Genomic DNA, 26,354 nt, shown 5'->3' on the forward strand with positions numbered 1-26,354 from the left:
GCGACCTCTCAGTTCTTCTCCGGTAGCGGTGGCAGCGCCGCCTCCGCGCTGTCCGGGTCGGGCTTGGCCGGTGCGCTCCAACCCCGTTCGCGCGCCAGCTCCGCGCCGCGCAGGGTCTCCGCCGAGCCGGTGCCGCCGGCGGCCTCGGACTCCAGGTCCGCGTAGAACCCGGCGAGCTCGCGCTCGACGGTGCGGAAGTCGGAGAGCGGGGCGCCGCGGGACGGGGCGGGTTTCTCCCCGCGCTGCAGCGCCCGCACGAGCTCCAGCGCCGACTCGGGGGTCTGCTTGTCGTAGTACTCGTAGTTGACCTGCAGCACCGGTGCCAGGTCGCAGGCGGCGAGGCACTCGGCGTGCTCCACGGTCAGCGAGCCGACTTCGCCCGGCTCGCCGGCCGTCTCCTCGTGGCCGGCGCCGAGCTCCGCGCTCACCCGCCGGTAGATCTCGTCGCCGCCGAGCGCGGCGCACAGCGTGTTGGTGCACACGCTGACCAGGTGCTGCCCGCACGGGCGGCGCTTGTACATCGTGTAGAAGGTGGCCACGGCGCTCACCTCGGCCGTGCCCAGCCCGAGGCGCTCGGCGCAGAAGGCCACGCCGGCCTCGCTGACGTGGCCCTGCACCGACTGCACCAGGTGCAGCAGCGGCAGCAGCGCCGACCGGGACTGCGGGTAGCGCGCGATGATGCGGTCCGCGTCGGCGCGCACGTCCGCGCCGAACGCGGACGTGTCCGGTTCCGGGTGCTGCTGGTCCTCCACGGCCGCCTCCGCGGGTCGTTCGCCGGTTCCGTCGGTCATCGATCCACCCCGCCCATCACCGGGTCGAGGGACGCCACCGCGGCGATGACGTCCGCGACGAGGCCGCCTTCGGCCATCGCCGGCAGTGCCTGCAGGTTGATGAAGCTGGGATCGCGCACGTGCACGCGCAGCGGACGGGTGCCGCCGTCGGAGACCAGGTGGTAGCCGAGTTCGCCGCGCGGGGACTCGATCGCCTGGTACGCCTGCCCCGGCGGGACGGAGAAGCCCTCGGTGACCAGCTTGAAGTGGTGGATCAGCGACTCCATCGACTGGCCCATGATCTCCCGCACGTGCTCCAGCGAGGTGCCCATGCCGTCGGGACCGATGCTCAGCTGGGCCGGCCAGGCGACCTTCGGGTCGTCCACCATGACCGGACCGGACTCCATCTTGTCCAGGCACTGCCGGATGATGCGCAGCGACTGGTAGACCTCCTCCACGCGCAGCAGGAACCGCGCGTAGCAGTCGGCGTCGGTGCTGGTGGGCACCTCGAAGTCGAACTCCTCGTAGCCGCAGTACGGCTGCACCTTGCGCAGGTCCCACGCCACACCGGCCGAGCGCAGGATCGGGCCGGTGACGCCGAGCTGCAGGCACCCGTCCAGCGGCAGGTAGCCGACGTCGCGCAGGCGCTGCTTCCAGATGGGCTGCCCGCTGAAGAGCTTCTCGTAGTCGGGCATGCGCTTTTCCATCACCTTGATGAACTGCAGCACGCGCTCCCGGAAGTCCTCCGGCAGGTCCTGCGCCACCCCGCCGGGCCGGATGAAGGCGTGGTTCATCCGCAGCCCGGTGAGGTACTCGAGCAGGTGCAGCACCTCCTCGCGGTCCCGGAACCCGAAGGTCATGCCCGTGGTCGAACCGAGCTCCATCGCCCCGGTGGCCAGGAAGACCAGGTGCGAGGAGATGCGGTTGAGCTCCAGCAGCATGACCCGGAACGTCTGGGCCCGCTTCGGTGCCTCGATGCCGAGCAGCTTCTCCGTGGCCAGGCAGTAGGCGGCCTCGTTGTGCAGCGGCGCGAGGTAGTCCATGCGCGTCACGAAGGTGACGCCCTGGGTCCAGTTCCGGACCTCGCAGTTCTTCTCGATGCCCGTGTGCAGGTATCCGATGACCGTGCGGGCCTTGGTGACGATCTCGCCCTCGAGCTCCAGCACGATGCGCAGCACGCCGTGCGTGGACGGGTGCTGCGGGCCGAGGTTGATGACGACGCGGTCGTCCCCGGCGGCCTCGTCGAGGAACTCGTCCCAGTCGCCGCCGGTCACGGTGTAGACGCGGCCTTCGGTGGTCTCCCGCGCGTCGGCGTACGGGTCACCGCGGCCGCGGCCGCTTGTGGAGTTGTCGGCCAGTGGTTCGGTAGTCATCTCGAGCACCTCTCCGCGATGTGCCGCACCGGGGGCGGCACCGGCCCGCGCCGTGGTGGGCGCGGCGACCTACGTGTAGGCACGGCGTTCATCGGGCGGCGGCACCTCGGCGCCCTTGTACTCGACGGGGATGCCGCCCAGCGGGTAGTCCTTGCGCTGTGGGTGGCCGTCCCAGTCGTCCGGCATGAGGATGCGCGTCAGGCCGGGGTGCCCGTCGTAGACGATGCCGAACATGTCCCAGGCCTCGCGCTCCTGGAAGTCCGCGGTCGGGTACACCTCCACCACCGACGGCACGTGCGGGTCCTCCGCATCGACGGCGACCTCGACGCGCACCCGGCGCCGGTAGGTCATCGAGGTCAGGTGGTACACCGAGTGGAACCGCTCGGGCACCTCCTCGCCGTAGTCCACAGCGGACATCGAGCTGCACAGCTCGAAGCGCAGCGCCGGGTCGTCGCGGAACTTCCGGCACACCGCGGCCAGGCGGTCGCGTCCGACGTAGAAGGTGATCTCCCCTCTGTCCACAGTGATCTGCCGGATCGCCTCGCCGACCGGGACGCCGTCGTCCTCCAGCGCCGCGATCAGCGCGTCGGCGACCTCGTCGAACCAGCCGCCGAAGGGCCGCGGCGCCGGCGGCGGCACGTGGGCGGGCAGGCGCAGCCCGCCGTAGCCGGAGGTGTCCCCCGCGTCACCGACGCCGAACATGCCGCGGCGCTCGCGGCCGGCCACCGGGGCGCCCCGGTCCGCGGCGCCCTCGGACGGGCGCACCGCCCCGGAGGGGGACCCGTCAGTCCGCTGCTGCTCGGATTCGTTCTGCGTCACCGGTTCTCACCTGCCCGCGCCGATCTCGCCGGAGCTCCTCCGGTCAGCCGTGTCGTCCCTGACGGAGCGCTGCCCGCTGCCCATCTCGCGCACCTGCGCGGCCTGCTGGCGCTCGGCGCGCTTGCGCTGCGTGCGGTTGCGCGGGGCGTAGCGCTCCGAGGACGGGAGCATCGGGGTGGTCTCCCCCTGCTCGAGCTTCTCCGCCGCGCGCGCCGAGTTCAGCGGCTCGTTCATGATCTTGGCGTGCAGCTTGAGGATCGCGTCCAGCAGCATCTCCGGACGCGGCGGGCATCCCGGCAGGTACATGTCCACGGGGACGACGTGGTCCACGCCCTGCACGACCGCGTAGTTGTTGAACATCCCGCCGGTGGAGGCGCAGACGCCCATGGCGAGCACCCAGCGGGGCTCCGGCATCTGGTCGTAGATCTGCCGCAGCACCGGGGCCATCTTGTTCGTCACCCGGCCGGCGACGATCATCAGGTCGGCCTGCCGCGGCGTCGCGGAGAACCGCTCCATGCCGAAGCGCGCGACGTCGTAGCGGGAGCCGCCGATGGTCATCATCTCCATCGCGCAGCAGGCGAGCCCGAACGTCGCGGGCCACACCGAGGTCTTCCGGGTCCAGTTGACGAGCTTCTCGACGTTGGCCAACAGGATGCCGTTCGGCAGCTGCTGTTCGAGCCCCATCCCGGCGCTCCTTCCACGAGTCGACCGCATCACTCCTGTGCCACTGCCACCGCACGGCCCGCCGGAAGGCCGCCGGCGGCGTCAGTTCCGGTTCAGTTCCAGTCGAAACCACCTCGCCGCCACGCGTAGACGTCGGCGAAACCGAACGTGACGATGAACAGCACCACCGCGAACGCGCCCCAGAGCCCGAGCACATCGGCGGAGACGGCGTACGGGAAGAGGAACACCATCTCGATGTCGAAGAGGATGAACATCATCGCGACGAGGTAGTAGCCGACCGGCACGCGGCCGCCGCCCACCACGGGCGCCGGGGACGGTTCGATCCCGCACTCGTAGCCGTCGAGCTTCGCCCTGTTGTAGCGCCGCGGGCCGACCAGGCGCGCGACCACCACGGAGAACAGCGCGAAGCCGAACGCCAACGCGAACATGAGCACCAGCGGGATGTACGCATCGAGCATCGCGCTGCCCTCCTTCAGCTGACCGTGGCGGAAGCCGCGTTCATGCGCACTCTATGCGGTCGTCCGACCCGCCTCCGCTGTGAGGCGAACCTAACTCTATGACTTCCAGCACAACGCGGCGAATATCTGACCAGACACCGTCCGTCACGCGCTAGGGGTGAGCCGAGTAGTGGCGCTGATCACACGGTCGGTCATGTCGCCCTCCTTCGAGTCGTAGAGGTTCGCGAGCAGTTTCAGCACGAAGCGCATCAGCGTTGTCCGAGGTAGACCGTGCTTGGTCGCCATCCGCATCACCGTCGGATGACCAATCAACTTGCTGAAGATGTTGCCCATGCGGAAGTAGCCGCCGAGCGCGTCCGACACCGCCGAGGGGTAGCGGCGCAGCGCCTGCTCCCGCGAGACGCCGCTCGTCCGCGCCATCGCCTGCACCACGCAGTCGGCCGCCAGCCGCGCCGACTCCATGGCGTAGGCGATGCCCTCGCCGTTGAACGGGCTGACCATGCCGCCCGCGTCCCCCACCAGGAGCAGTCCGTCGCGGTAGTGCGGCGTCCGGTTGAAGCCCATGGGCAGGGCCGCCCCGCCGACGCGCCCGAGCGCGTTCCCCTCGCGGAAGCCCCACTCCTCCGGCGTGCCGTCCAGCCACGTGCGCAGCAGGTCGCGGTAGTTCGTCTTCCCGTAGGCGCTGGAGGTGGACAGGATCCCCAGACCGGCGTTGACCGTGCCGTCGCCCATGCCGAACAGCCACCCGTAGCCCGGCAGCAGCCGGGGCTCGCCGGGCGTGGAGCGGTCCCACAGCTCCAGGTGCGACTCCAGGTAGTCGTCCTTGTCCCGGGGGCTGGTGTAGTAGCGGCGCACGGCCACGCCCATCGGGCGGTCGTCGCGCTTCTCCAGGCCCACCGACAGGGCCAGCCGCGCGGACACGCCGTCGCACCCGACGACCAGCGGCGCCCGGTAGGTGACCGGGCGGCGCTCCGCGCCCGCCTTGGCCTCGACGCCGGTGACGCGTCCGCTGCGCTCGTCGACGACCGCCCCGGTCACCGAGGTGCGCTCGAGCAGCCGCGCCCCGGCGCGCTGCGCGGTGCGGGCGAGCAGCTCGTCGAAGTCGTCGCGCGGCCGGACCACCCCGTACGGCGGGAAGTCGGCCAGGTCCGGCCAGTCCAGCTCGAGGCTCACCCCGCCGCCGACGACGCGCAGGCCGCGGTTGTGCAGCCACCCCGCTTCCTGCCGGGTGTCGATGCCCAGATCGATCAGCTGCTTCACGCCGCGCGGCGTGATGCCGTCGCCGCAGACCTTCTCGCGCGGGAAGCTGCTCTTCTCCAGCAGCAGCACGTCCAGGCCGGCGCGGGCCAGGCAGGTCGCCGCGGTGGCTCCGGCCGGTCCGGCTCCGACGACGATGACCTCGGCGTCGTCGTGGGCGCGGCGGCGGCTGGGGGCGCTCGTCATGGCTCTCCTCGACTCGGTGCTCGCACTGCGCGACGGGGTCTGCTTCCCCCTGCCGCGGTGATCCCGCTTGTGAACGAGTTCACTAATTCGAGTCTAAGTCGGATGAACAGCACGATCGAGCCCGAAAGCCCGCTCATCCGGCACGCGTCACCGGGTGTTCACCCTCCGAGCGGCGTCCGCGGCACGGGCTTGAACGATTCGGAATTCGTCGCCCGAACAGCCCAGCGAATCCCGAACGGGTGACCACCAGTCCCGCCGCCCCTCCGCGTCTTCCCAGCGCACGGCTCCAATTTTCACTGAACCGGTAAAGACAATTTTCATGAAAATTGGATTATCTGGAATGGTTCCAGACAGCGCCGCGGAAGGAGGGCGGGGAGGGTTCAGCCCGGTTTGACCGCGTGGTGCAGGGCGACGATCCCGCCGGTGAGGTCGCGCCAGGCCACCCGGCTCCAGCCCGCCTCGGCGAGGACGCGGGCGAGCCCCCGCTGGTCCGGCCAGGCGCGGATCGACTCGGCCAGGTAGACGTACGCCTCCGGGTTCGAGGAGACGGCGCGCGCGATCCCCGGCAGCGCGCGCATCAGGTAGTTCATGTACGCGGCGCGGAACGGCGCCCAGGTGGGCGTGGAGAACTCGCAGACGACGAGGCGCCCGCCGGGCCGCACCACGCGCAGCATCTCCCGCAGCCCGTCCACGGGCGAGACCAGGTTGCGCAGGCCGAACGAGATCGTCACCGCATCGAACGACGCGTCCGCGAACGGCAGCGCCAGCGCGTCCGCAGCGGCCATCGGCACGCCCCGGCCGCGCCCGACCGAGAGCATGCCCATCGAGAAGTCCGCCGCCACGCACCACGCCCCGGAACGCGCCAGCTCCGCGGTGGACACACCGCTGCCCGCGGCGAGGTCGAGCGCGCGCTCACCGGGCTGCAGCCGCAGGGCGCGCCGCGTGGCGCGCCGCCAGACGTGGTCCTGCCCGAAGGACAGCACGGTGTTGGTCAGGTCGTAGCGGCGCGCGACGTCGTCGAACATCGCGGCGACCTCGCGCGGGTCCTTGTCCAGCTCGGCCCGTGGCACACCGGCAGCCTACGCCGCCGCGCGGCGCGGCCGTCACCCGGCTCGGAGCGGCTGACCACCGCGTTCGCCCGCGGCACCGGCCTCGCCGACCCGGGTGACCGCGGACATCGGCGGGGCCAGCGGGAACCGGCTGCGCAGCCGCGCGGTCCGCTCGGACGTCCGCTGCCGGCCCGGCAGGCGCGGCAGCTCGTCGATGAGGGCGAGCACCTCGGCGGCCAGCGCGTCGAAGCCGCGGGCGGCCTCGGCCAAGCCCGCGTCCACGTGCGCCACCGCGGTGCGCCCGTCCGAGCCCGCGGCCAGCTCGTCGGCCAGCGCGACCAGCGCGCGCACGGTCGGCAGCTCCGCGTCCATCCGGCGCACCAGCGCCGCCAGCTCGGACCGCGCCGATTCGGCGGTCACCGCCTCCACCGCGCGCAGGCAGCGTTGCACCGCCTGCTCGCAGTGCCGCTCGCAGCGCCGCCGCCCGACCGCACCAGCGACCTCGACCGCGCCCGCGCACTCGGAGGTGTCCGACCCACCGGACATCTCCGCACCGCAGGACGCGTCCTGGTCGCCCGGAGCGGCATGGTCACTGGGCACTGCCGGGCCGCCCGAGGCTGCCGGGGCGCTCGAAGCGGCCGGGGCACCCGAAGCGGCCGGGCCGCCCGAGGCTGCCGAGTGGCCCGCCGCAGCAGCCGTTTCGCCGCACTGCGCACCCGCGGACACCGGCGGGTGCTGGGCGCGCTGCCGCCGACGCCAGACGACCGCCGCGACGGCGAGACCGACGAGGACGACCGCCAGCGCTGGCCAGAAGCTCTCCATGTCGAGTCGTATCCTCCGCTGTTCCGTGGCACCGCTGACCTGCGGTGCGGGCACGATGCGCGACCGCAGCGCGCCCGCGGGGTCCGGCGCCTGCGTGAGATCCGCTCGCGCTACTCTGCCCGGTCGGAGCGGTCGGACACCTCCGGGAAAGTACTCATCTCGAGGTTGCGATCGCGCATACGCGCGGTGCGGGGGCTCACCTGCGGCGCGCCGCCAGGTAGACGGTCCCCAGCACGAGCCACGTTCCGCCCAGCGCGGTGCCCACCGGCAACAGCGCCACGGCCACGGTGCGGTCGGCCACGCGGACCAGGTCGGGATTGCGCGTGTCGTACTCCACGTAGACCTGCTGCCCCGGTTTCAGCCCGCTGGGGTAGAGCACACCGGCGGCCGGGATGTAGACGCGGCCGTCATCGGTGGTGAACCGCACCGCCGCGCGCACCGGGGAGGTGTCCACCACCTCGGCGACGGCGCTGCCCTGCGATTCGGCGATGGTGCGGTCGTTGATGGCGCACGCCCCCAGCAGCGCGCCCGCCATCACCGCGGCCAGGGCGCCGAGCACGAGCGCGGTGCGCGCCACGAAGCGCCGGGCGCGGCCGGTCCGGTGCCGCGCGCCGCCCGCACCGGCCGGGGCGGGCTCGGCCGACACCTCGGCGTCCCCGGCCTCGGAGCCTCCGGCGCCGGAGCGCCCAGCACCGGTTCCCCCGAGGTCGGGGTCCCCGGAGGCGCCGGCCCGGTCGGAGCCCGCGGCCGCCCGCGCTCGCCCGCTGTCGGCGCCCGCGCCGCTCTCCGCGGATGCCGGGGGCATGGCGGCCTCCGCGGCCTCGCCCCCGGAGTCCTCGGGGGCCTCGGCCGTCTCCCGGAGCTGCTCACCGGTCGTCGCTTCCCGCGTTTCGCTGGCCACGAGCCCCGATTGTAGGTGCGGCGGCAGCACCGCTCCTGGTCACCGGGCCACTCCTGGTCACCGGGCGATTCGCCCGGCCGCCCGCGCTCCCCGGCGCCGGGTTCCGCGCCTCCTTCGGGAAACGCGCGGAACCCGGCGCCGCGGTCGGCTACTCGTGCGCGTGCTGCTGCGCGAGCAGCCGGTGCGTCCGGTCGAGCTCGGCGACCGAGGCGGGCGCGTGCGCGCTCGTGCGCGCACGCCCCTGCGGGAAGCCGTTCTCCGGGGTGGGCTCGGGCTTGCCGGGTGTGAACAGCCAGGTGTCGAAGAACCCGCCCAGGTCCTGCCCGGAGTGCTTCTCGGCGAGCGCGATGAACTCCTCGACCGTGCCGGTGCTGTCGGCCTTGTCCTTGACCCACTCCCGGGCGGCCGCGTTCAGCGCCTCGCCGCCGATGCGGTTGCGCAGCGCCTGCAGCGTCATGGCGCCCCGGTCGTAGACCGCGCTCGCGAACACGTTGTCCTTGCCCGGATCACCCGGGGTGACCTGCCAGAACGGGTCGTCGGCCGGGTACTGGGAGTAGTAGTGGTCGAACAGCTCCTGCGCGGTGCCCTCGCCCTGGTGCTCCGACCAGAGCCACTCGGCGTAGCTGGCGAAGCCCTCGTTGACCCAGATGTCGCGCCAGGTGTCCACCGACACCGAGTCGCCGAACCACTGGTGCGCGAGCTCGTGCACCACGACCGAGGTGTTCTGGCCGTCGGTGAAGAACAGCGGGCTGTAGGTGGGGCGGGTCTGGTTCTCCAGCGCGAAGCCCATGTCCTTCGTGGACGCCACGACACCGCCCTGCGCGGGGAACGGGTAGTCACCGACCAGTCCGGACAGGAACCGCAGCACTTCCGGTGTGCGCTCGATGCTCGCCCGCGCCGGTTCCCGCAGCTCGCCCAGCCCGCGGGAGTAGCCGGTGATGAACGGCTGCCCGAACGCGCCGCTCTTGTTCTCCACGTCGTACTTGCCGATCGCCAGGAACTGCAGGTACGTCGCCGTCTCGGTGGCGTTGTGCCAGTTCCACGTCGTGCTCCCGGCTCCGGACCGGTGGCCCGCGGGCAGTCCGTTGGACAGCACCTGAGTCCCCTGCGGCACGGTGACCGCGACGTCGTAGCGGGCCTTGTCCCGCGGGTGGTCGTTGCCGGGGAACCACCACGCGGAGATCTCCGGCTGCCCCACGGCCATCGCGCCGTCCTGCGTGCGGATCCACGGCGACACCCCGTCGGCTTCCACTTCGGACGGAACGCCCGAGTAGTCCACGACCACGGACAGGGTGTCCCCCGTGGACACCTCGGATCCCGGCGTGACGGTGACTTCGCTGCCCTGCTGGGAGAACTGCGCCGGTTGGCCGTTGACCGCCACCGACTCCGGCTGCAGCGCGAAGTCCAGGTTGAACGAGGACAGCTCCTGCGTGGCACGGGCGGTGATCCGCGTGGTGCCGCTGAGGTGGTCCGTCTTCGGCTGGTAGTTCACGTCGATGTCGTAGTGCTCGACGTCGTAGCCGCCGTTGCCGTAGTTCGGGAAGTACGGATCGCCGATCCCCGGGGAACCCGGTTGCGCCCCCGTCGCAGCGGCCGGGGCGGCGAGCAGCGCGGTCGCGCAGCACGCCACGCCGGTGCGCACGACGTTCCGGGCCACGCCGGAGCGGAGCCCCCTGCCCGTCGCGCCGGTGCGCAGTTCTCCTCCGGTTCCGCCGGTGCGAAGCACCTTCCTGGTCACGCCTCACCTCCACGCTCGTCGCGTGCGCCGCGGCCCGGGCGCGCACGCGCCCAGCGCCGCACCGGCGCACACCTCGGACTGGTGCCCGTGCCGGACCGTAGTCCCGGTGCGGCGCGCGCTCCTCCGCTGACAGGAGCAATTCCTGCGGATTGCGTACTTCGCGTGCGGTCCCGGCGGGTTGCTGCTACCGGGGCAGCCCGTCGGGGCTGGTCAGTACCCGTCGGGGTCGGCGGCCGGCCACACCACCGGCGGGCGGAGGGCGCGCTGCTCGGTGAGGAGGGGATGTTCGGGCAGGCCCGGTCGCGCGGGGAAACCCGGCCGCGCGGGGAGGCCGCTCCGCACGGGGAAACCGGGCCGACCGGGCCCGGACTGCTCGGGTGAACCGGCCCGCCCAGGACCGCACTGCCCTGGACCGCACTGCCCTGGACCGCACTGCCCGGGGGAGCTGCACCGCGCGGGGAGCGCGCGCAGCTGCGCGAGGGCCGCCGCACGCGCGCGGAGCTGGTCCGCGGTGGACACACCGGCACAGGCCGCGCGCAGCGACCGCCGCTCCGCGCACCACACCGCGAGCGCGAGCGCGGCCAGCGCGGTGCAGAACGGCGCGGTGGAGAGGAAGAGCACGCTCACAGCCCACCTCCGCAGTCGTCCTCGTGCGCGTCCAGTTCCGCGAGATCGGTGCTGTACCAGCCGCAGCGGTAGCACGAGCGGGAGAGCCGCTCCCGGTGCTGCTCGTCGGTCTCACCCGGCCGCTTCGCCATGTGCGGCCGCGCCTGCTGGCTCATGCGCGCTCCTCCGCGGTCCGGTGGGCCCGGATGACCGCGCGGGAGGGCGCGCCCACCATCGCGCGGGCCCGCTCGTCGCAGTCCGGGCACGTCCCCCACAGCCACGGCACCTCACCGGTCGCCGTGGTCACCTCGGCTCCGCACAACGCGGACACCGCCATGTTCGGCGGGTAGGCGCACGCAGCCCCCGGAGGGCGCGGATCGGTCGTGGCGTGCCTGGCCCCCTGGGCCGGCACCCACGAGAACGGATGAGGCATGTTCCCTCCAGCTCCTCGCACGCGGCTGGTTTCGGACGAGCACCAGCAGGAACGGCCAAGACGTGCCGAGACGAACGACATGACCTGAGCCATCACCGCGACTACTCGACTAGTTTTCGATCACTTCATGAGTACTATCAAGTTATTTCGAGAGTACTCATGATGGAATAGCCTGATCGTGTGCACTTGCTGATGTCAGGCTGTGGTACTGAGATCAGTGCACTGCTGATTCAGGACAGGTGGGAGCGGCACTGATGGGACACGCGCCGGAATCGAGCACGGTGCAGGCACTGGAGCTGGGCCTGCGTCTGCGCGAGCGCCGTGAGCAGCTGGGATTGACCTTGAACGCGGTCGGCAAGGAAACGGGTGTCGGCGGCAACAACCTGTCCTCGATCGAGATCGCCAAGCGCAAGCTCACCGCGACGAAGCTCACCGAGCTGGCGAAGGTCTACGAGCTGTCCGAGCAGCAGCTCGGCGAGCTCGAGGCGCTGCGCAGCCGGGCCGAGCAGCGGGAGTGGTGGGACGACTAAGCCCGGCTGTACTCGGAGGAGTTCCTGCGGTTCATCGGCTTGGAAGCGGGCGCCTCGACCGTCCGCGAGTACGCGGCCGAGACCGTCCCCGGCCTGTTGCAGACAGCGGACTACGCGCGGGCGATGATTCGAGGCGGATCGCCCTACATCAAGCCCGTCGACGTCGGCCCCCGCGTCGAATCGCGTCTCGCCCGGCAGGTGCGACTGGACGATCCCGAACCGATCGACCTCACGGTCGTCATCGGACAGACAGCCCTGCGGCAGGAGGTCGGCAACCGCGAAGTCATGGCCTACCAGCTCGCCCGCTTGGCCAAGCTCAGCGAGGAGCGCCGCGACCAGATCAAGATCCACGTCATGCCCTACGCGGCCGGCGCGCACCCCGTGATCGGTGGAGCGCTCAAAATCCTCTCCTTCGAATCCCGCCTGCTGCCCGACATGGCCTGGCAGGAAACCGTCACCACGGGCTCCCTGATCGACAAGCCCCACGTGGTCAGGGAGTTGAGCGCCAGCCTCGACGAGGCGACCGACCGCGCGCTGGACCTCGACGACTCGCTTGAGATCATCCACGAGGTCCGCGAGGAGATGGAGAGGCGATGAACACCGACACCCGGTCCCCCGAACCTGCCACGGGCTGGTTCAAGAGCACGTTCAGCAACCCGTCGCAGGACTGCGTCGAGGTCCTCTTCGACACCGAGCACGTCCACGTCCGCGACAGCAAGGGCCAGGGCACCGGACCGGTCCTCACCCTCGCCGCCCGGCACTGGCCCGGCTTCCTCGCCGAAGCGCTCGGCCACGCCGAAGCCGGCAGCAACCGCGCCCTGCGCATCCAGCAGACCAGCGACGGCGGCACGCAACTGCGCGCACCCGACGGCGGCACCGCCCTGACCTTCACCCCCGCCGAATGGGACGCCTTCACCGCAGGCGCCCGAACCGGCGAATTCGACCTCCCCAACGCACGTCACGCCGAAGCACCGGCCACGCGCTGACGCCCCGGCTAGGAGCCGACCGGGCTCCGCGGCACCGACGACCAGGGGAACTTGCCCGACCTTTCGTGGCGAGCAGCGGAATGCAGCGAGGCCCAGAACGCGAGAACTTCCTGCCAGCTGGTGTCCCGGCCAGCGCACGCTACGGGTGAGGCCGTTCGAGCGGGCAAGCAGCCAGCACGCTCGGAACCCGGCAGCCTGCTGCGACCCAGCCGACGAGTGCTTCGTCGATGTAGCTCAGCAGCGCCGTGATTTCGTCGTGGCGCTCTTTGAGGGGGTGGTTCCAGATCCTCTCGTGGTGAGCGAGCCGGTTCCGGAATTCGTGCAGGTTGATGACCGGCCGTTCGATGGTGGTGCGTGCCCGGTCGGGGGCGTGGGGGAAGCCGCCGGCGAGGTCGGGCCACAAGGCGGTGTAGCGCTTGGCCAGCAAGAACCGCCAGAAACCGAATCCGAGTTCGCTGAGCACCTGCCCGTCGCTCTCCGGCTTGCCCTTGGTGCAGACACGCTGCCGAGCCTTGGCGATGTCCTCCCGCGCACGCCCGTCCAGTTCACGGGCCGTGTCCTCCAGCCAGGAGCCCGTGCGGCCAGCAGCAGCGTGCCGTTCGCTCAGACGGCTGGCCAGCACGTTCCGGAGCACCACTTCCGATGGCTCAGGGTCTCCCAGAACGCGCCGCTGATCCGGGTATTCCACCGGTACAACTCGAGCGCCATAGCCGGGTCACCACCGCAAACGTCGAGGTACCCCTGCATCCGGGGCCGCCCGAACAGCAGCACGGTGCTTCCCGCGTGCTCGTCGTCGCGCGAGTTGTGAGCGAACAGCACGCTCGGGCACTGTAGTTGACGAAGACCTCAGAACGGTCCCTGGTAGTCACCTCCGGTGACAGGCCAAACCGCTGAGGTTTCGGCTTCGAAGGGCGCCGCCAGACGGGCGGCGCCCTTTTTCGCCCCGGCCCCGCTGCGCTCCGGCCCCGCTGGGCGGGGTCGACCGCGTCTTGCGGGGCGGAAGCCTCGAACCGAGCGGGCTGAGGCACCCCGCCGAATGGGACGTCTTCACCGCAGGCGCCCGAACCGGCGAATTCGACCTCCCCAACGCACGTCACGACGAAGCACCGGCCGCGCTGACGTCGATGCGCGGTCCCAGCCGGGCGCCCGGGACCGCACGGCGGAGGCGTGCACCGACGCGGCGGGACGTGCCCGAACTTTCGCGGCGCGCGAGGGACGTGGGAGCTGCCGCACCGCGCGGCCGCGTGCCGCACGACGTCCTCGTCGCTGGCCGGCCGATCAGGCCGCTGCGCACCACGGCCGGGTGCAACGCGCGCCAGGCACGAGGCGCCCCGGAGGCCCCCGCCCCCGTGATCCCCTCCCCCGGTGGGCGGATCAGCGGCCAGCTGCGGGCCAGGACGTTCGAGCGGGCAGGCAGCGAGCGCAGTCGACCCCACCACCCGCCGCCAACCACTCTTCAGGATGAGCACGACACGCCGGCGCTGTATCACGTGCACGCCCGCACTACCCGCGCTGACCTGCGACCCCCTCTCTTGAATGATTCCAGAGAGCGCAATTTTCATGAAAATTGCCCTCTCTGGAACGAATCCAATCTGGCTCCGGGCCGAGCGATCCCCGAGCCCGAGCGATCCCCGAGCCCGAGCGCTCAACCCAGCACGGCCGAGCGCACGGCCTCGCGCAACCGCTCGTGCACCCCGGCGAGCCCGGCGCGCTCGGTGCGCACCTCCACCACGCGCAGCCCCGGTCGGGGTTGCAACGCCTCGACCAGCTCGGCCCGCTCCGCGGCGACGACGTGCTCCACCCCGTGCGCGGCGCACAGCGCGGCCAGGTCCGTGCCGTGCGGGGTGCCGAAGACGCGCTCGAACGCCGCCGCGTGCTCCGGTCGCGCTTGCTCCAGCAGCGCGAAGATCCCGCCGCCGTCGTCGTTGACCACGACGACCGTCAGGTCCGGTGGCGCCTCGCCCGACCCGGCCAGCAGGCCGTTGCTGTCGTGCAGGAACGTCAGGTCCCCCAGCAGCGCGTACGCGGGGCCCTCGTGCGCGAGCGCCGCCCCCGCGGCCGTGGACACCGTGCCGTCGATGCCGGCCACGCCCCGGTTGCGGTGCACCGCGACGTCCGGCCGCTGCCGCGCGGCCAGCGCGACGTCCCGCGTCGGGTTCGACGAGCCGAGCACGAGCAGCGACTCCGGCGGCAGGGCGTCCACCACGTCCCGCGCCACGGCCACACCGCTGGGCCAGCGCTCCAGGTCGAGCGCGTGGTGCAGCGCCGCGGCGGCCTTCTGGTCGGCCTGCTGCCACGCGGTGGTCCACTCCGCATCAGCCGTGCCGGCCTCGGGCAGGCCGGCCGCGTCGGCGACCTGGCGGACGTTGTGCGCGGGCGCTGGCCAGTCCGCACCGGACCGCACCAGCAGCACCTCCACCCCGTCCTGGGCGAGCAGCCGCTGCACCTGGCGGAACACGGTGGGGCGCCCGAAGCAGACCACCTGCTCCGGCTGGTGCTCGGCGAGGAACTCCGGCAGGTTCAGCAGCCACATCCCGGTGCTCAACGCGCCGTCGCCGCCCGCGCCGACACCACCGGTCTCGGCCAGCACGGGCCAGCCGAGACGCCGCCCCAGCTCGGCGGCCTCACCGCGCAGGTCGGCCTCGGCGACGAGCACGACGCCGCGGCGCGCGGTGATCCGCGTGAGCGCGCTCGGGGCCGTTTCGGCGCTGCGCACGTCCGTCCAAGGCCCGCCGTCGGCGCGGCCGGTCAGCGGCTCGCACCAGTCCTGCTCGCCGTCGGGCACCAGCGGTTCCCGCAGCGGCAGGTTCAGCTGCACCGGACCGGGCCTGCCCGGCCCGAGCGCGGCGGCGCGCGCGCGGCAGACCTGGCTGCGCCAGTAGGCGTTCTGCCCGGCGCGGTGCTCGGCCACGGCGAGCTCGTCGAACATCCGCACCGCGGTGCCGAACAGCCCGTGCTGGTCGATGGCCTGGTTCGCGCCCGCGGCCCGCAGCTCCGGCGGGCGGTCGGCGGTGAGCACGAGCAGCGGCACCCCGGAGTGGTCGGCTTCGGCGACCGCGGGGTGCAGGTTCGCCGCCGCGGTGCCGGAGGTGCACACCACGGCCACCGGAACGCCGGTGCGCGCGGCCAGCCCCAGGGCGAGGAACCCGCCGCTGCGCTCGTCGATGCGCACGTGCAGCCGCAGCCGGCCGGCCTGCTCGGCGCGGTGCAGCGCGAAGGACAGCGGAGCGTTGCGGGAGCCGGGAGCGAGGACGACGTGCTCCGCACCGTTCCGGACCAGCTCGTCGACCAGGACCTCGGCCTGCGCCGTGGACGGATTCACCTAGCCTCCAATCGGTGGAAGCCCCGACCGGGGCGGCCCGCCGGTGGGCTCCGCACCCGCCATCGTCTCCCCGCCGCGCACCCGGGGCGCACCGCCCCTGGCCGAGGGTGGGCCCGCCCACTCGGGAGCTCGCGGCCGCGGTCACCCCGGAACCGCGCGCCGACTATGGTCCCAGGCGTGCAGAACGCGAACGTTTCCGAGCTGTTCGACCCGGACGTGTGGGACCCCGTCGCCGGGTTCGAGTTCACCGACATCACCTACCACCGCTGCACCGAGGACGGCCCCGGCCGGGGCACGGTGCGCATCGCCTTCGACCGGCCCGACGTGCGCAACGCCTTCCGCCCGAACACGGTCGACGAGCTGTTCCGCGCGCTCGACCACGCCCGCATGAGCAGCGACGTCGGCTGCGTGCTGCTCACCGGCAACGGCCCTTCCGGCAAGGACGGCGGCTGGTCGTTCTGCTCCGGCGGGGACCAGCGCATCCGCGGGCGCTCCGGCTACCGCTACGCCGAGGGGGAGACGGCGGAGACGGCCGACCCGGCGCAGGCCGGCCGGCTGCACATCCTCGAGGTGCAGCGGCTCATCCGGTTCATGCCCAAGCCCGTCATCGCGGTGGTGCCCGGCTGGGCCGCCGGCGGCGGGCACAGCCTGCACGTGGTCTGCGACATGACGCTGGCCAGCGCCGAGCACGCCCGGTTCAAGCAGACCGACGCGGACGTGGCCAGCTTCGACGGCGGTTTCGGCTCGGCCTACCTGGCGCGGCAGGTGGGGCAGAAGTTCGCCCGCGAGATCTTCTTCCTCGGCCGCCCGTACGACGCCGAGCAGGCCCACGAGATGGGCATGGTCAACGAGGTCGTCGCGCACGAGGAGCTGGAACGCACCGCGCTGCAGTGGTCCCGCGAGGTCAACGGCAAGTCGCCGACGGCGCAGCGGATGCTCAAGTACGCCTTCAACGCGCTCGACGACGGTCTCGTCGGCCAGCAGCTGTTCGCCGGCGAGTCCACCCGCCTGGCCTACATGACCGACGAGGCCCAGGAGGGCCGCGACGCGTTCCTGGACAAGCGCGACCCCGACTGGGCGCAGTTCCCCTGGTACTACTGATCGACCAGCAGCATTGCCCGCTCCCGCGCCGCTGCGCTGCCGAGGGGTGTCGGATCAGCCGGGTCACCGCGATTCGCTCCGACTGCTGAGCGCGGCCGCGGGGCCCGCTGAGCACCGCCACGAGCACGTGCCGCGCCAGAGACCCGGCCGCGGGTCGGGCGGCTGACGCGGCGCAGTCCACCAGTCGCTGGGCGGTCAGTCGGGGTGCGGGCCGATGGTGAGGATCGTGATCGCGTCCGCCCGCGGGCCGTAGTACCACCAGATCCGCCACGCGCCCGGCGTGCGGTTCTCGACGTACGACTCCCACACGTCCTCGCCGTCGAGCCCCCGCATCGACTCGTACTTGTGCGACTGCAGGGCCGGATACCCCGGCCCCGCATCGCGCAGTTTCTGCAGGGCCTTGGCCACCTTCTTGCGTTTGGCGCGGTAGGAGGTCGAGTTCTCCAGATCCTCGAGGACCTTCTCGGCTTCACCGGTGAACAACAAGTGGTAGGGGGGTGCGCTCACGCCTGGGCGTCCTCGTCGTCATCGTCGGTCGCGTTGCGGTCGATGAAATCGTCCCGCTGGGACACGTTGCCCTCGGCGGCGTCGTGCATGCCACGGAGCAGCGACGCCTTGACCTGTTCGTCCTCCCAGACGACCTTCTCCCGCTGCGGGATGCTCACCAGCGGGGTCAGCAGGATCTGCCCTTCCTCGTTGCGGGAGACGGCGAAGCGGCTCGCGGAGCTCTCGCCCAGCGCGCGGCCGACGGCCACGCGACCCCGCTCGTCCACGGCGACCTCGGTGACGGGTTCGAACCCGGCCAATGTGGTCATGACTGCCCTCCCCGTGACGCGTGCGTTCGCGTGCACCACCCATCCTAACCCCACCGGGGCTTGTGGGTAATACCCATACCATGGCGCGCGAGTGCCACAGCAACACCGGGATGGAGTTCGAAACGACCGAGCCCACGGCGCAGCGGATGCTCAAGTACGCCTTCAACGCGCTCGACGACGGTCTCGTCGGCCAGCAGCTGTTCGCCGGCGAGTCCACCCGCCTGGCCTACATGACCGACGAGGCCCAGGAGGGCCGCGACGCGTTCCTGGACAAGCGCGACCCCGACTGGGCGCAGTTCCCCTGGTACTACTGAGCGCATGGCCACTCGAACCCCCGAGGGCAGGACCCGCCCGGACGAGCCCCTGGCGGTGCACGTCTCGGACGCCCTGCAAGCCCGGCTGGACACCTACCGCGAGCAGCACGCAGACCGCACCACGACGTCGGTGGTGTTCGAGGCCGTCGAGCAGCGGCGCGGCGAGCTCCCGGAACTGGTGCGCACCGCGCGGGCGCGCCTGAGGTCGCCGGCGGCGCAGGAGACGGTGCACCACCTCGGAACGGGACCGGTGCTGATCCGCGTCCGCCCCTCCGCGGACCAGGCGGCGGTGCTGGACGAGCTGTCCGGCGAGCTCGGCGTGCCGGTGGCGACCTGGCTGCCCGCGCTGCTCAACGCCCACCTGCCCGGGCGCAGGGAACCGGAGAACATGCCGTGGCTCGTGCTGGAGGAGCCGGCGGGCGAGGACGGTTGAGCGCTCGAGAGCTCAGCCCGCCGGGAGCTCGGCCCCGCAGCGCGCGCACCGGGTGGGCGGCTCCTGCTCGGCGACCGCTCCGCACTCGGGGCACAGGAGCGCGAGCCAGCACGCGGGATCGCCGCCCCCGTGCTGACCGGCGTCCTGCTCCCCGGTGATCTGCTCCCCGGCGGCGTCCGCCTCGGCGCGCTTCCCGCCCTGCAGGTGCTCATCCCGCATCCGCCCCACGTCCCCGTTCCTCAGTCCTCGTCCCATCAGGGCAGCAGCCCGAGGCGGCGCGCCGCCAACGCCGCGCTGTGCCGGTCGTGCACCCCGAGCTTGCGCATGGCACCGCCCAGGTAGCTCTTCACGGTCTCCGGCAGGATCTGCAGCCGTTGCGCCGCCTCGGCGTTGGTGCAGCCCAAGCTGACGCAGGCGAGCACGTCGAGCTCGCGCTCCGACAGCCGCGGAGCCGAGCCGCCGGCGGGCGCCGAACGGCCCGCGAGGCCGTCGGTGATCGACGTGATCCGCTCCCGCAACTCCGGGTCGTCGACCTCGGCGGCGAGCTGGCGGAGCTGCGCGTGCGCCGCGCGGACCGCGTCCCAGTCCGCGCTGTCCGGCGGAACCTGCCGCGACCGCAGCTCAGCGCCCTGCGACAACGCCGCCACCCGCCGGTCGACCTCCTCGCGGACCGCCACCTCCCTGCCGACGGACTCCGCCACCCGCATCGCCGCGCGCAGCGTGCGGTCGCCGAACGGCTCGACCCGGCGGATCCCGCCGTAGAGCACCATCCGCACGGAGCGGTTCGCGGTGACCGGCACGGCGAACATCGTCCGCAACCGCTCGCGGGCCACCGGCCGGTCGTAGTCGTGGCTGATCCCGCTGGAGGCCGGGTAGTCGTCCACCGCGCTCGGCCGGCGGCAGGCCACCACGCGCCCGCCGAGGCCCGCGCTGGGAAGCACCCGCAGGTCCTGCAGCGCCCCGGTCTCGGTGCCCCGCAGCGCGCTCAGCACCAGCGCGTCGGAGCCGTCGACGCGTCCGCCGAACACGACCCCGAGCCCCACCTGGCGCTGCAGCGCGCGCACCGCGTTGCGCAGGAGCTGATCGTCCTCGCCCGCGCCGCCGCACGCCTGGACCACCACGGATCGCACCTCCTCGCAGTGCGCGCGTGCGCCCACCCCCGCGCGGGGGTGGCGGAAGTGTGACCCACCGCGCACCCTCACCTCACGTGGCGCTGCAGCGTACCCGCCCGACCCGAGCCGGCGGAGGGGTGCGGGCGCCGCGCCGGCGATCCGGCACCGCCCCCGACGCAGAACCACCGACCAGGGCAGGACCACCGAGGAGGCGAGCATGTTCATCCCCTTCGGCGCGCGCGATTTCCTCGACCGCGCCGCGACCGCCTACGGCGACCGCGTCGGCGTCGTCGACGAGCCCGACCAGCCCGCGCAGCCGCTGGGCGACCTGACCTACGCGCGCCTCGAGGAGCTGGCGCGCGCCCAAGCGGCCGGGCTGGACGCGCTCGGCGTCGAACCCGGCGAACGCGTCGCCGTCGTCTCGCACAACAGCGCGCGCCTGCTGGCCTCGTTCTTCGGCGTGTGCGGGTACGGCAGGGTCCTCGTGCCGATCAACTACCGCCTCTCCCGCGACGAGGTCGCCTACATCGTCGAGCACTCCGGTGCCCGCGTGCTGCTGGTCGACCCCGACCTGGCCGAGCACCTCGCCGACGTGCCGTGCGAGCGCACGATCGTGCTGGGCGCCGACGGCGACGCCGCGATGTACCGGTTCGGCGTCGAGCCGCGGCCGTGGCAGCCGGACGAGAACGCGACGGCGACGATCAACTACACCAGCGGGACCACCGCCCGCCCCAAGGGCGTGGAGATCACCCACCGCAACATCTGGGTCAACGCCACCACCTTCGCCCTGCACGCCGGCGCCACCGACCGCGACGTGTACCTGCACACGCTGCCGATGTTCCACGCCAACGGCTGGGGCATGCCGTTCGGCATGACCGGCGTCGGCGCCAAGCACGTCGTGCTGCGCAAGGTCGACGGGGCGGAGATCCTGCGGCGCGTCGCCGAGCACGGGGTCACCGTCATGTGCGCGGCCCCGGCCGTGGTCAACGCCGTGCTGGCCGCGGCCGCCGAGTGGGACGGCGAGATCCCCGGCCGCGACGGGGTGCGGATCATCGTCGCGGGCGCTCCCCCGCCCACCCGCACCGCCGCGCGCGTGGAGACCGAGCTGGGCTGGGAGTTCGTCCAGATCTACGGGCTGACCGAGACCTCGCCCCTGCTCACCATCAACCGCACCCGCTCCGAGTGGGACGAGCTCGACGCCGAGCAGCGCGCCGGCAAGCTCGTCCGCGCCGGCGCGCCCGGGCTGGGCACGAGGATGCGCATCTCCAGCGACGGCGAAGTGCTGGCGCAGTCCAACGTGGTGCTCAAGAGCTACTGGCGCCAGCCGGAGGAGACGGAGGAGAAGCTCGCCGGCGGTTGGTTCCACACCGGCGACGGCGGGTTCCTCGACGACGACGGCTACCTCACCATCAGCGACCGCAAGAAGGACGTCATCATCACCGGCGGCGAGAACGTGTCCTCCGTCGAGGTCGAGGACGCGCTGTTCAGCCACCCCGCGGTGGCCGAGGTCGCCGTGATCGGGGTGCCGCACGAGAAGTGGGGCGAGACGGTCAAGGCGCTCGTCGTGCTGGAGCCGGACTCGCACGCCGCGGAGGCCGAGCTGATCGAGCACTGCAAGGCCCGGTTGGCCCGGTACAAGGCGCCCACCACGGTCGAGTTCCGCGAGGGGTTGGTCCGCACCGCCACGGGCAAGCTGCAGAAGTTCAAGCTCCGCGAGCCGTACTGGTCCGACCGGCAGCGCGACATCGGCTGAGCGCCGCGGGCCCCGCCGCTGGGCGCCGTGCGGCGGCGTTCGGCGGCGGGAGCACCGCCGGCACTTCGACGTGCGCGCTCGTCCCGGCCCAGCCGAGTTCGGCGAGCCAGTCGCCGATCAGCGCGGCGACCTCGTCGGGCCGGGTCAGCGGCGGTGCGCGCCGCCCGCCGGCATGTCCGCGGTGGTACCGGTCAGGGGGTGAGCACCATCCGGAACCGCGCCTCGTTGTTGATCATCCTCTCGTAGGCCTCGGGCGCCTTTTCCAGCTGCGCGGTCTCGATCATCGGCCGGACCCCGGTCAGCCGGCTGAACCGGAGCGTGTCCTCGGAGTCCTTCGAGGTCCCGGAGGGGTGGCCCACGAGCGAGGCACCCGGCATGATCAGCGCGGGAGCGGTCACCTGCAGCGGATCGTCGGCCGCACCGAGCACCAGCAGTTGTCCGCGGGCCGCGAGTCCGGGCACGGTTCGACTCGCCGCCGCCCCGCTGGACGCCGTCGCCAGCACCACCTGCGCGCCGCCGAGATCGGCCAGGGCCTGACCGGGATCGTCGGCCTGGCTGTCGATGTGGTGGTGCGCGCCCAGCTGGCGGGCGAGGTCGGCCTTGCCGGGACCGCGGGAGATCGCGACGACCTCCATGCCCATCCGCGCGGCGAACTGGATGCCCAGGTGCCCCAGCCCGCCGACGCCGAGCACGGCGACGCGGTCCCCGGGACGGGCGGTGCTCTCCCGCAGCGCGTGGTAGGTGGTGACCCCGGCGCACAGCAGTGGCGCGGCTTCGACCGAGGACAGCTCGTCGGGCGTGCGGGCCAGAGCATCGGCCGGGACCACGACGTGCTCGGCGTACCCGCCGTCGAAGGTGATGCCGGGGACCACGCCGTTCGGGCAGGTGATGAAGTCGCCCCGCCGGCAGGACTCGCAGTGGTGGCAGGACCCGCCGAACCAGCCGACCCCCACTCGTTCTCCCCGCTGCCACGGTCCGGTCACCGCTGGGCCGAGCTCGTCGATCACCCCCACGACCTCGTGCCCGGGCACGATCGGATAAGGGGTGCTGGGCAGCACTCCCTCCTTGGCCCACATGTCGCTGTGGCAGACCCCGCACGCCTCCACGCGCACCCGCACTTGGTCCCCGCGGACCTCGGGGACCTCGCGTTCGACCAGTTCCAGCGGGGCACCCGCTTCGGCGACCTGCACGGCTCGCATCGTCGCTGCTCCTCGATCCTCGGCGTCTTTCACGGGCGCCCGGAGCGACCTCCGGGCGCGGACCCCGCGGACCGCGGGCGCGTTGCCGGTGCGCGCCCGGCAGGTCCGGGGGTGAGGCGGTCGGGGCGAGGCGATCCCGGGTTACACGGTCGCTCGGAGCGCGACCTCGATGTTGCCGCTCGTCGCCTTCGAGTACGGGCAGACCTGGTGGGCCTGGTGCATGAGGTTGTCGGCGGCCTCCTGCTCCAGCCCCGGGAAGTGGCCGATCAGGGTCACGGCGAGGCCGAAGCTGGTCTCGTCCGGCCCGATGCCGACCTCCGCGTCGATCGTCGTCCCGTCGGGGACCGTGGCACCGCTGTTCTTGGCCGCCAGCCGCATCGCGCCGTGGAAGCACGCGGCGTAGGCCGCCGCGAACAGCTGCTCGGGATTGGTGCCCTCGCCGTCGCCGCCCATCGCCTTCGGCGTCCGCACCGGCTGCTTGATCTGACCGTCCGACGTGTGCACCTGGCCGTCCCGGCCGCCGCCGGTCGAGGTGGCCACTGCGGTGTAGGAAATGCTCATGGTGCTCCTTTCAGCAGAACGAGATCGACGGCTTTCCGCTGACTACCCCGCACCGCGCGCCGTCACACCCGCTGCTGGATTGCGCGCTGCAGCGCAGCGATTCCGGGCCGGCCGGGGACCGCTCGCCACGTTCGCCGGGAGGCAGGCGCAGCCCGGCTTTCTCCGTTCTCCCGGCGGGCGCGGCCGGTCGAGTGCTGAGCAGTTCAGTGACGGTCTTCTTGTCGACGTCCGCGGACAGCAGCTGGCGCGCCCGCACCAGATGGTCAGCAGCAGCAATCTCGCGTTCGCACGTGCTCGTGCGGACACGAGTGCCGCGGCCGGGGTGTCGGCCTCCCGATCGAAACGCAGCAGCGACGCGCCCCTGCGCAGTTCCGGCGTTGCGTCGCCCTGCGTCGCGTCGAACAGGGTGTCCACCTCGTCGTCGGTGGGGTCACGATCGAGCACGAACGTGAACTCGTGGAGGGTCATGAGGCGCTCCGGGCGTTGGTGTTGCCGGTGAGCACGCGTTCAACGGTGATGTCGTGGCAGGCGAACCAGGCACGGGTTCGGCACAGGAACTCGGCGCAGGTCGCGGCCTTCTCATCGGCCGGGGTCTCGGTGCAGGCCAGCCGGGAGCGGTCGTCGGGGGCGGTGTCGAACGAACCCGCCTTGCGGGAGACCGCCGACGATCACGCGGTGCAGGCCGAGCGCGTCGAGGTGCTCCAGCACCGCGTCGGCCACGTCCCAGCAGTCGAACGGACCCGGCACCGGGCTGCCGCCCGGGCGGGGGTGCTGGACGATCCGGACGATCAGGACGATCTGCCGCCCGCAACCCCACCGACCGGCTCCGCGTCCACCGGGCGGCAAGAACGAACTCACCCGCGTCGGCCATCCCGACCGGCGGCCCGCGAGGAGGCCCCGTGTTCTTCCGAACGCGAATCCTGAGCACGTCCGTGCTCATCGCCGCGGTCACGGCATTGGCGGGAACGGCCCACGCCGCCCCGCAGCTGCGAACCGCGGACTCACCGGACGCCGGTCAGCCGCAGCTGGTCGACATCCGCGTCGGGACGCATCCCACCTTCGACCGCGTGGTGTTCGACTACCGCGGCGGCGTGCCCGACGCGGACGTGGAGTACGGCGAGGTCAGGCGAGGCGGCTCGGGACACCCGGTCGACCTGGCGGGTGAGCGCTCGTTGGCGGTCTCCATGCAGCACGTGGCGCGGAACTCGCAGAAGCCGCCGGAAAGGCTGCTGCCGGACCTGCCCCAGCTGGCCGAGGTGAACTACCACACCTTCTTCGAAGGCGCCGCCGAGGTCGGACTGGGCATCAACGGCCCGGACAGGGCACCGCTCAACGTGTTCACGCTGCGCGACCCCGACCGTCTCGTCATCGACGTCGCCCACCCCGGCGCGTGCGGTGACGTCGCGTTCGCGCCCCAGAGCGACCACGGCGCGTTCGGCATCAGTGCCAGCGGTATCGGCTGCGGCCCGGCCCGGGACGCCGCCGCGCTGGCTGATCCGAACTTGGGCGAGCCCTACACGACCCCCGGCGGGTTCTCCTGCCAGCCCCGGAGGAGTCCGGGTGAACTCCCCGGGCACCACTACACGTGCACCCGCGGCGCGACCCAGGAGGTAACTTTCGACGCCAGTTGACGCCCCGCGAGGCCTGGCCGCGCCCTCGGGCGCGGCCAGGCGAGGCGCGAGAACCGGGAGGGCGCCCCCGGATGCGGGGTTCCCCGAGCAACCGCTCCGCAGGACCGCGGATCACGTCCCGGTTCCGCGCTCCGGGGACGACCGCACCGGGAAGTCCGCAACCGGCGCGGCTGCACCGCGCACCGCGCGGCGGGAGAATGAACGCTTGACTACTCCCTGCCCTGAAGGGCGGGGATTCCCTTCCGGCTCGCGCCGGAAAGTTCCTGCTTCGGCACCGATTGCCCCGTCCGGGAGGGCTCCCGTTGAGGACGCGCACCGGCTCCACAGGCCGACACCGCCAGCCCGGCGGCCTTGATGTTCGACGCGGCGTTCACGTCGCGGTCGTGCGTGGCGCCGCACCCGGCACAGGTCCAGGTGCGGATGTGCAACGGCATCCTCCCAGCACGTCGTCCGCACGCGGAGCACGTCTTGCTGGAGGGGAACCACCGGTCGATCGCGACCACCTCACGGCCGTACCACGCGGCCTTGTACTCCAGCATCGTGCGGAACTCCGACCACGACGCGTCGGAGATCGCGCGCGCGAGACTGTGGTTGCCGAGCATGGTGCGCACCTGAAGGTCTTCGATCACGACCGTTTGGTTCTCACGGACGAGTCGAGTGGTGACCTTGTGCAAGTGGTCCCGCCTGCGGTCGGTGATGCGCGCGTGCACGCGGGCCACCTTCCGCCGGGCCCTGGCCCGGTTGTTGCTGCCGGTGTCCTTGCGGGACAGCTCCCGCTGGGCCTTCGCCAGACGTTTCCGGTCCCGGCGTTCGTGCTGGGGGTTGGTGATCTTCTCGCCGGTCGACAGGGTCGCCAGCGAGTCCAGCCCGGCATCCACTCCGACGGTCTGCCCGTTCGGCGCGTAGCGCTCGGTGCTGGTTTCGACCAGGATCGACACGAACCACCGGTCGGCCGCGTCACGCGACACGGTCACCGTGGACGGCTCGGCACCTTCCGGCAGTGGGCGGGACCACACGATGTCGAGCGGTGCACGCATCTTCGCCAACGTGAGCTGGCCGTTGCGCCACGTGAATCCGGACTTGGTGTACTCGACCGACTGGCGCGACTTCTTCCGCGACTTGAATCGGGGGTACTGCGCACGCTTGTCGAAGAACGACGCGAACGCGCCTTGCAGGTGCCGCAACGTCTGCTGAAGCGGCACGCTGGAGACCTCGCCGAGGTAGGACAACTCCGCGGAGCGTTTCCACTCGGTCAGCATCGCCGAGGTCTGCGCGTAGTTCACCCGACGTTGCTCGGTGAACCACGCGCGAGTCCGCTCTTGAAGGGCGAGGTTGTAGACCGTGCGCACACAACCGAACGTGCGCAGCAACTCCTGCCGCTGCGCATCGGTCGGATAGAAGCGGTACTTGTACGCCCGCTTCACCCGCGTCCGGCTCATCCTTGCATGGTAGCAACTTTGTACGTGAGAGATCGTTCCCAGTTGGTCACTCGGAACCACTC

At 72.2% G+C, this 26,354-nt stretch carries 29 protein-coding genes and 1 pseudogene; 8 read left to right on the top strand and 22 right to left on the bottom strand.

From position 1 onward, the window contains the following. Positions 1 to 8: 8 nt before the first annotated feature. The 12 genes from nuoE to ACVGV0_RS21455 form a co-directional block, all read right to left on the bottom strand. The gene (gene nuoE / locus ACVGV0_RS21400; RefSeq protein ID WP_459157479.1) at positions 9 to 791 is read right to left on the bottom strand and encodes an NADH-quinone oxidoreductase subunit NuoE; all 783 of its coding nucleotides are present in this window, start codon (positions 789 to 791) and stop codon (positions 9 to 11) included. Further along, on the bottom strand, positions 788 to 2,143 hold the full coding sequence (locus ACVGV0_RS21405) for an NADH-quinone oxidoreductase subunit D (protein WP_459157480.1): 1,356 nt from the start codon (positions 2,141 to 2,143) through the stop codon (positions 788 to 790). Before ACVGV0_RS21405 ends, nuoE begins: the two co-directional genes overlap by 4 nt. Before the next feature lie 69 nt (positions 2,144 to 2,212). After that, entirely contained in the window at positions 2,213 to 2,962 is a 750-nt protein-coding gene (locus ACVGV0_RS21410) for an NADH-quinone oxidoreductase subunit C (protein WP_459157481.1), read from the bottom strand. Positions 2,963 to 2,968: 6 nt separating this feature from the next. After that, positions 2,969 to 3,646 carry a NuoB/complex I 20 kDa subunit family protein gene (locus tag ACVGV0_RS21415; RefSeq protein ID WP_459157482.1) on the bottom strand — a complete coding sequence of 226 codons (678 nt, stop codon included), beginning with the start codon at positions 3,644 to 3,646 and terminating at the stop codon, positions 2,969 to 2,971. A gap of 92 nt (positions 3,647 to 3,738) precedes the next feature. Further along, positions 3,739 to 4,104, bottom strand: a complete 366-nt coding sequence (locus ACVGV0_RS21420) for an NADH-quinone oxidoreductase subunit A (RefSeq protein WP_459157483.1) — start codon at positions 4,102 to 4,104, stop codon at positions 3,739 to 3,741. A 144-nt stretch (positions 4,105 to 4,248) separates the two neighbouring features. Further along, positions 4,249 to 5,547, bottom strand: a complete 1,299-nt coding sequence (locus ACVGV0_RS21425) for a geranylgeranyl reductase family protein (RefSeq protein ID WP_459157484.1) — start codon at positions 5,545 to 5,547, stop codon at positions 4,249 to 4,251. A 380-nt stretch (positions 5,548 to 5,927) separates the two neighbouring features. Further along, entirely contained in the window at positions 5,928 to 6,617 is a 690-nt protein-coding gene (locus tag ACVGV0_RS21430; protein WP_459157485.1) for a demethylmenaquinone methyltransferase, read from the bottom strand. Positions 6,618 to 6,650: 33 nt separating this feature from the next. Continuing rightward, positions 6,651 to 7,418 (bottom strand): hypothetical protein, encoded by a 768-nt coding sequence (locus ACVGV0_RS21435; protein WP_459157486.1) that lies wholly within the window; start codon positions 7,416 to 7,418, stop codon positions 6,651 to 6,653. Between the two features lie 196 nt (positions 7,419 to 7,614). Further along, positions 7,615 to 8,319, bottom strand: a complete 705-nt coding sequence (locus ACVGV0_RS21440; RefSeq protein WP_459157487.1) for a DUF3592 domain-containing protein — start codon at positions 8,317 to 8,319, stop codon at positions 7,615 to 7,617. A gap of 148 nt (positions 8,320 to 8,467) precedes the next feature. Further along, positions 8,468 to 10,057, bottom strand: coding sequence for a M1 family metallopeptidase (locus tag ACVGV0_RS21445; RefSeq protein ID WP_459157488.1), 1,590 nt, complete (start codon positions 10,055 to 10,057; stop codon positions 8,468 to 8,470). A gap of 623 nt (positions 10,058 to 10,680) precedes the next feature. Next, positions 10,681 to 10,839 (bottom strand): hypothetical protein, encoded by a 159-nt coding sequence (locus tag ACVGV0_RS21450; RefSeq protein WP_459157489.1) that lies wholly within the window; start codon positions 10,837 to 10,839, stop codon positions 10,681 to 10,683. Next, a complete protein-coding gene (locus ACVGV0_RS21455) occupies positions 10,836 to 11,096 on the bottom strand; it encodes a zinc finger protein (protein WP_459157490.1) in 261 nt (86 codons plus the stop codon). Before ACVGV0_RS21455 ends, ACVGV0_RS21450 begins: the two co-directional genes overlap by 4 nt. A 254-nt stretch (positions 11,097 to 11,350) precedes the next feature. Between ACVGV0_RS21455 and ACVGV0_RS21460 the strand changes: the two genes are divergently transcribed. The 3 genes from ACVGV0_RS21460 to ACVGV0_RS21470 are packed head-to-tail and all read left to right on the top strand — an operon-like array spanning position 11,351 to position 12,612. Continuing rightward, complete coding sequence (locus ACVGV0_RS21460; protein ID WP_459157491.1) at positions 11,351 to 11,626, top strand: helix-turn-helix domain-containing protein; 276 nt, start codon at positions 11,351 to 11,353, stop codon at positions 11,624 to 11,626. A gap of 39 nt (positions 11,627 to 11,665) precedes the next feature. Next, entirely contained in the window at positions 11,666 to 12,223 is a 558-nt protein-coding gene (locus ACVGV0_RS21465; protein WP_459157492.1) for a DUF5753 domain-containing protein, read from the top strand. Continuing rightward, entirely contained in the window at positions 12,220 to 12,612 is a 393-nt protein-coding gene (locus ACVGV0_RS21470) for a DUF397 domain-containing protein (protein WP_459157493.1), read from the top strand. Before ACVGV0_RS21465 ends, ACVGV0_RS21470 begins: the two co-directional genes overlap by 4 nt. 139 nt (positions 12,613 to 12,751) lie before the next feature. Here the strand turns inward: ACVGV0_RS21470 and ACVGV0_RS21475 are convergent, their stop codons facing one another. Together ACVGV0_RS21475 and menD are read right to left on the bottom strand one after the other, a co-directional pair. Continuing rightward, positions 12,752 to 13,300 carry a hypothetical protein gene (locus ACVGV0_RS21475; protein WP_459157494.1) on the bottom strand — a complete coding sequence of 183 codons (549 nt, stop codon included), beginning with the start codon at positions 13,298 to 13,300 and terminating at the stop codon, positions 12,752 to 12,754. 957 nt (positions 13,301 to 14,257) lie between these two features. Continuing rightward, positions 14,258 to 15,934: a 2-succinyl-5-enolpyruvyl-6-hydroxy-3-cyclohexene-1-carboxylic-acid synthase gene (gene menD, locus ACVGV0_RS21480; protein WP_459157495.1), complete on the bottom strand. Its 1,677-nt coding sequence runs from the start codon at positions 15,932 to 15,934 to the stop codon at positions 14,258 to 14,260. Between the two features lie 165 nt (positions 15,935 to 16,099). On the opposite strand from menD, the gene ACVGV0_RS21485 reads away from it, so the two are divergent. Then, positions 16,100 to 17,035, top strand: a complete 936-nt coding sequence (locus ACVGV0_RS21485; protein ID WP_459157496.1) for a 1,4-dihydroxy-2-naphthoyl-CoA synthase — start codon at positions 16,100 to 16,102, stop codon at positions 17,033 to 17,035. 195 nt (positions 17,036 to 17,230) lie between these two features. On the opposite strand, the gene ACVGV0_RS21490 is transcribed toward ACVGV0_RS21485, so the two are convergent. Both ACVGV0_RS21490 and ACVGV0_RS21495 read right to left on the bottom strand, forming a co-directional pair. Then, positions 17,231 to 17,542: a hypothetical protein gene (locus ACVGV0_RS21490; RefSeq protein ID WP_459157497.1), complete on the bottom strand. Its 312-nt coding sequence runs from the start codon at positions 17,540 to 17,542 to the stop codon at positions 17,231 to 17,233. Then, entirely contained in the window at positions 17,539 to 17,850 is a 312-nt protein-coding gene (locus tag ACVGV0_RS21495; RefSeq protein ID WP_459157498.1) for a hypothetical protein, read from the bottom strand. The genes ACVGV0_RS21490 and ACVGV0_RS21495 overlap by 4 nt, the downstream gene beginning before the upstream one ends. Positions 17,851 to 17,978: 128 nt before the next feature. Here ACVGV0_RS21495 and ACVGV0_RS21500 point away from each other — a divergent pair. Then, a pseudogene (locus ACVGV0_RS21500) lies at positions 17,979 to 18,164 on the top strand (1,4-dihydroxy-2-naphthoyl-CoA synthase); the annotation flags it as partial. 4 nt (positions 18,165 to 18,168) lie between these two features. Next, a complete protein-coding gene (locus ACVGV0_RS21505) occupies positions 18,169 to 18,597 on the top strand; it encodes a hypothetical protein (protein ID WP_459157499.1) in 429 nt (142 codons plus the stop codon). 12 nt (positions 18,598 to 18,609) lie between these two features. Here the strand turns inward: ACVGV0_RS21505 and ACVGV0_RS21510 are convergent, their stop codons facing one another. Both ACVGV0_RS21510 and ACVGV0_RS21515 read right to left on the bottom strand, forming a co-directional pair. Beyond that, complete coding sequence (locus ACVGV0_RS21510; RefSeq protein ID WP_459157500.1) at positions 18,610 to 18,825, bottom strand: hypothetical protein; 216 nt, start codon at positions 18,823 to 18,825, stop codon at positions 18,610 to 18,612. 26 nt (positions 18,826 to 18,851) lie between these two features. After that, on the bottom strand, positions 18,852 to 19,718 hold the full coding sequence (locus ACVGV0_RS21515; RefSeq protein ID WP_459157501.1) for a LuxR C-terminal-related transcriptional regulator: 867 nt from the start codon (positions 19,716 to 19,718) through the stop codon (positions 18,852 to 18,854). A 208-nt stretch (positions 19,719 to 19,926) separates the two neighbouring features. On the opposite strand from ACVGV0_RS21515, the gene ACVGV0_RS21520 reads away from it, so the two are divergent. Beyond that, a complete protein-coding gene (locus tag ACVGV0_RS21520; RefSeq protein ID WP_459157502.1) occupies positions 19,927 to 21,462 on the top strand; it encodes an AMP-binding protein in 1,536 nt (511 codons plus the stop codon). Positions 21,463 to 21,653: 191 nt separating this feature from the next. Here the strand turns inward: ACVGV0_RS21520 and ACVGV0_RS21525 are convergent, their stop codons facing one another. The 3 genes from ACVGV0_RS21525 to ACVGV0_RS21535 form a co-directional block, all read right to left on the bottom strand. After that, positions 21,654 to 22,661, bottom strand: coding sequence for an alcohol dehydrogenase (locus ACVGV0_RS21525; RefSeq protein WP_459157503.1), 1,008 nt, complete (start codon positions 22,659 to 22,661; stop codon positions 21,654 to 21,656). Between the two features lie 141 nt (positions 22,662 to 22,802). Continuing rightward, positions 22,803 to 23,222 carry an organic hydroperoxide resistance protein gene (locus ACVGV0_RS21530; RefSeq protein ID WP_459157504.1) on the bottom strand — a complete coding sequence of 140 codons (420 nt, stop codon included), beginning with the start codon at positions 23,220 to 23,222 and terminating at the stop codon, positions 22,803 to 22,805. 42 nt (positions 23,223 to 23,264) lie between these two features. Then, the gene (locus tag ACVGV0_RS21535) at positions 23,265 to 23,690 is read right to left on the bottom strand and encodes a hypothetical protein (protein ID WP_459157505.1); all 426 of its coding nucleotides are present in this window, start codon (positions 23,688 to 23,690) and stop codon (positions 23,265 to 23,267) included. A 431-nt stretch (positions 23,691 to 24,121) separates the two neighbouring features. On the opposite strand from ACVGV0_RS21535, the gene ACVGV0_RS21540 reads away from it, so the two are divergent. Further along, positions 24,122 to 24,853, top strand: a complete 732-nt coding sequence (locus tag ACVGV0_RS21540) for an AMIN-like domain-containing (lipo)protein (RefSeq protein WP_459157506.1) — start codon at positions 24,122 to 24,124, stop codon at positions 24,851 to 24,853. A 209-nt stretch (positions 24,854 to 25,062) separates the two neighbouring features. Here ACVGV0_RS21540 and ACVGV0_RS21545 read toward each other — a convergent pair whose 3' ends face one another. Continuing rightward, a complete protein-coding gene (locus ACVGV0_RS21545) occupies positions 25,063 to 26,352 on the bottom strand; it encodes an RNA-guided endonuclease InsQ/TnpB family protein (RefSeq protein WP_459157507.1) in 1,290 nt (429 codons plus the stop codon). Positions 26,353 to 26,354: the final 2 nt, after the last annotated feature.

The sequence above is a fragment of the Salinifilum ghardaiensis genome (assembly GCF_054491345.1).

Coding starts and splice junctions, on each gene's coding strand:
- nuoE (WP_459157479.1), bottom strand. CDS start 791: ATGACCGACGGAACCGGCGAACGACCCGCGGAGGCGGCCGTGGAGGAC.
- ACVGV0_RS21405 (WP_459157480.1), bottom strand. CDS start 2,143: ATGACTACCGAACCACTGGCCGACAACTCCACAAGCGGCCGCGGCCGC.
- ACVGV0_RS21415 (WP_459157482.1), bottom strand. CDS start 3,646: ATGGGGCTCGAACAGCAGCTGCCGAACGGCATCCTGTTGGCCAACGTC.
- ACVGV0_RS21420 (WP_459157483.1), bottom strand. CDS start 4,104: ATGCTCGATGCGTACATCCCGCTGGTGCTCATGTTCGCGTTGGCGTTC.
- ACVGV0_RS21425 (WP_459157484.1), bottom strand. CDS start 5,547: ATGACGAGCGCCCCCAGCCGCCGCCGCGCCCACGACGACGCCGAGGTC.
- ACVGV0_RS21435 (WP_459157486.1), bottom strand. CDS start 7,418: ATGGAGAGCTTCTGGCCAGCGCTGGCGGTCGTCCTCGTCGGTCTCGCC.
- ACVGV0_RS21450 (WP_459157489.1), bottom strand. CDS start 10,839: ATGAGCCAGCAGGCGCGGCCGCACATGGCGAAGCGGCCGGGTGAGACC.
- ACVGV0_RS21455 (WP_459157490.1), bottom strand. CDS start 11,096: ATGCCTCATCCGTTCTCGTGGGTGCCGGCCCAGGGGGCCAGGCACGCC.
- ACVGV0_RS21460 (WP_459157491.1), top strand. CDS start 11,351: ATGGGACACGCGCCGGAATCGAGCACGGTGCAGGCACTGGAGCTGGGC.
- ACVGV0_RS21470 (WP_459157493.1), top strand. CDS start 12,220: ATGAACACCGACACCCGGTCCCCCGAACCTGCCACGGGCTGGTTCAAG.
- ACVGV0_RS21485 (WP_459157496.1), top strand. CDS start 16,100: ATGGTCCCAGGCGTGCAGAACGCGAACGTTTCCGAGCTGTTCGACCCG.
- ACVGV0_RS21495 (WP_459157498.1), bottom strand. CDS start 17,850: ATGACCACATTGGCCGGGTTCGAACCCGTCACCGAGGTCGCCGTGGAC.
- ACVGV0_RS21505 (WP_459157499.1), top strand. CDS start 18,169: ATGGCCACTCGAACCCCCGAGGGCAGGACCCGCCCGGACGAGCCCCTG.
- ACVGV0_RS21520 (WP_459157502.1), top strand. CDS start 19,927: ATGTTCATCCCCTTCGGCGCGCGCGATTTCCTCGACCGCGCCGCGACC.
- ACVGV0_RS21525 (WP_459157503.1), bottom strand. CDS start 22,661: ATGCGAGCCGTGCAGGTCGCCGAAGCGGGTGCCCCGCTGGAACTGGTC.
- ACVGV0_RS21530 (WP_459157504.1), bottom strand. CDS start 23,222: ATGAGCATTTCCTACACCGCAGTGGCCACCTCGACCGGCGGCGGCCGG.
- ACVGV0_RS21535 (WP_459157505.1), bottom strand. CDS start 23,690: ATGACCCTCCACGAGTTCACGTTCGTGCTCGATCGTGACCCCACCGAC.